Annotated in this window: 2 protein-coding genes; both read left to right on the top strand. The window is 66.4% G+C overall.

Translation table 11 applies throughout. The features are described 5' to 3' along the window. Positions 1–118: 118 nt before the first annotated feature. The gene (locus ACLIVD_RS07355) at positions 119–817 is read left to right on the top strand and encodes a TetR family transcriptional regulator (protein WP_283351573.1); all 699 of its coding nucleotides are present in this window, start codon (positions 119–121) and stop codon (positions 815–817) included. A 173-nt stretch (positions 818–990) separates the two neighbouring features. Further along, entirely contained in the window at positions 991–2,151 is a 1,161-nt protein-coding gene (locus ACLIVD_RS07350) for an acyl-CoA dehydrogenase (RefSeq protein ID WP_009478133.1), read from the top strand. The last annotated feature ends 71 nt before the right edge of the window (positions 2,152–2,222 follow it).

Raw genomic sequence — 2,222 nt, 5'->3', positions numbered from 1 at the left:
TCGAACTCGACCTCGCCCCGCCCTACCAGGACGGACGCACTGTTTCGAGTATCCGCCCCTCGGACGCGCCGGGTCCAGGGCACTGCGGGACAAAAGCCGCCAATGGATACTGGGCCCCATGACCGAGCGCGTCGACACACCCGGCATCGATCCCGCGGACTTCCGCGTCCACGTCGTGGCGCAGGCCATCCGGCTGTTCTCCGAGAACGGGTACGAGGCGACGACCGTCGAGCAGATCGCGTCCGCGGCGGGCGTGTCCCGGCGGACGTTCTTCCGCCAGTTCCGCTCCAAGGAGGACGTGATCTTCGCCGATCACGAATCGCTGTTGCAGCAGGCAGGCGATTATCTGTCCACGGATTCCGACGACCCGTGGGCGGCGGTCTGCAGGACGGCAGGCCTGGTCTTCGACAGGTTTCGCGAGAACCGGGAGCTGTCGGCTCGCCGGTACCAGGTGGTGCAGCGGGTGCCCGCCCTGCGCGACCGGGAGATCGTCACCGGTTTTCGCTACGAGCGGTTGTTCGTGGACTACCTGCGCGGCGTCGTACCCACCGAGCCGGCCCTGAAGGTCATCGGATTCGCGGCCGCTGTCACCGCGTGCCACAACTTCCTGCTTCGGAACATGATCAAGGGCGACCCCGACGCCACCGCCGAGGAACTCGAGCGGGCCCTCCTCGACGTGCGCCGGACGTTCGGCGTCGCTCCGGGGGCATCGACGCAGGAACAGGACGCCGTGCTGGTGGTGTCGTACCCGCCGGGAACGCCGGTGGACGAGATCACCGGGCGTATCCAGGCCCAGCTGTCCCGGCGCCGGGGCTGAGGCGGCCGGGTGACGACAACCACCCTTGACTGGCACTCAGTGCCGTGGTTGACTGCACTGTAGTGGCAGTAGTTTGCCGACCACGAACATTGCGGCCCGCCTGAACGACAATGACCCTGGCACGGAGTGCCTATTCAGACTCGGTGCCGTCGAGACTCAGCAAGGAGCGCCCCATGGCCGGAAATCCGGACTTCGATCTGTTCAAGCTCGGTGAAGAGCACGACGAACTGCGGTCCGCGATCCGCGCGCTCTCCGAGAAGGAGATCGCCCCCTACGCGAAGCAGGTCGACGAGGACGCACGCTTCCCCGAAGAGGCCCGCGTCGCCCTCGTGAACTCCGGGTTCAACGCCATCCACGTCCCCGAGGAATACGACGGCCAGGGCGCCGACTCCGTCGCCACCTGCATCGTCATCGAAGAGGTCGCCCGCGTCTGCGGCTCCTCCTCCCTGATCCCCGCCGTCAACAAGCTCGGCACCATGGGCCTCATCCTCAACGGGTCCGAAGAACTCAAGCAGCAGGTCCTGCCGCAGCTCGCGTCCGGCGAGGCCATGGCGTCCTACGCACTGTCCGAGCGTGAGGCCGGTTCGGACGCCGCCAGCATGCGCACCCGCGCCAAGGCGGACGGCGACGACTGGATCCTCAACGGCTCCAAGTGCTGGATCACCAACGGTGGCAAGTCCAGCTGGTACACCGTCATGGCCGTCACCGACGCCGACAAGGGCGCCAACGGCATCTCCGCGTTCATGGTCCACGAGAACGACGAAGGCTTCGTCGTCGGACCGAAGGAGAAGAAGCTCGGCATCAAGGGTTCGCCCACCGCGGAGCTCTACTTCGAGAACTGCAAGATCCCCGGCGACCGCATCATCGGCGAGCCCGGCACCGGTTTCAAGACGGCGCTGCAGACCCTCGACCACACCCGTCCCACCATCGGCGCGCAGGCCGTCGGCCTCGCGCAGGGTGCCCTCGACGCCGCTCTCGCCTACACCAAGGACCGCAAGCAGTTCGGCAAGTCGATCAGCGACTTCCAGGCCGTGCAGTTCATGCTCGCCGACATGGCGATGAAGGTCGAGGCCGCCCGCCTCATGGTCTACACCTCCGCGGCCCGCGCCGAGCGCGGCGAGAAGAACCTCGGTTTCATCTCCGCTGCCGCCAAGTGCTTCGCCTCCGACGTCGCGATGGAGGTCACCACCGACGCCGTCCAGCTGTTCGGTGGCGCCGGCTACACCACCGACTTCCCTGTCGAGCGGATGATGCGTGATGCGAAGATCACTCAGATCTACGAAGGCACGAACCAGATCCAGCGCGTCGTGATGTCGCGTGCACTGTTGAAGTAGGCGGCTACGCCGCCCGTGCGCCTTTTTGGTAGCTCCCGCTACCAAAAAGGCGCACGGCTACGTGAGGAGAA

The sequence above is a fragment of the Rhodococcus sp. G6(2025) genome (genome assembly GCF_058628105.1).
This window is presented reverse-complemented; position numbering and strand designations above follow the sequence as displayed.